General features: G+C 42.9%; 1 protein-coding gene. It reads right to left on the bottom strand.

Annotated features, from left to right (window positions below; translation table 11 throughout):
- The coding region (locus tag M3221_RS25435) for a transposase (RefSeq protein WP_251274818.1) at window positions 1-841 on the bottom strand (841 nt) is incomplete at both ends.

The raw sequence follows: 841 nt of genomic DNA, 5'->3' as shown, positions 1-841 counted from the left end.
TCTTTTTCCTTTAAAAGCGTAATGATTCGCTTTAAATTGACCGCAAAAATAGCAGTGGCCCCTTGTATTTCCATGCCAAACAGACCCGCGGATGACGCTGTTTCATACCCGTGCCTGTGTTTAAGCTCGCTATTCTTCGCCTCAATTTTATATCGTTCGCGTGCGAGCTTTTTAAATTCCTCACTATTTTGAAAAGCTTCTTGTTCCGTATGTTCATTCGTTTTTATTGTTACCGAATATGTTTTACTTTTAGCCCCTTCCTGAAAACAGCCTTCTCTAAGCGGACAAACTTTGCATTTTTCGATATCAAAGTAATATTTTTCCCGTTGGTTCTTGCCGTCATTTTTCTTCCCAGTACGCGCCTTACGAATCGCTAGGTGCCCCGCCTTGCACACATACATACCCGCATCCTTATTAAATTCAAATTCATCTTCTTTCACACGTCCCCCTTGGGTAATTAGCGGATTCAACTTGGAGGCCAGTTGAAATTTTTCTTTTTTTGCATACTGTAAGTTTGCTTTTTCTGAGTACGCGGTATCCCCGATAACGGTGTCTATTTCCATTCCAGCTTCTTTGCTTTTCTCAATTAAGGCCTGCAAGTATTTCCCGTCGCTTTTTTCACCGGTTGTGACAATCGCTGCGGTAATGATTCGTTCGTTGCTCATCGCAAGGTGTGTTTTGTACCCAAAGAAAGAAGAGTCCGCTGTTTTATGGCCAACACGGGCATCCGTGTCTGATGAATAGTGAAGCTGCTCTTGATAATCGCCTGTCACTTCCTTCAGGACGTTCAGTTTTTCTTTGACAACTGGAAGGTGCGCAATCTGCGGCTCTTTTTCGATTG

Source organism: Domibacillus indicus (assembly GCF_023715895.1).
Taxonomy (GTDB): Bacteria; Bacillota; Bacilli; order Bacillales; family Domibacillaceae; genus Domibacillus; species Domibacillus indicus_A.
Note: the sequence above shows the minus strand (reverse complement) of the source record. Positions and strands in the feature narration are given on the sequence as shown.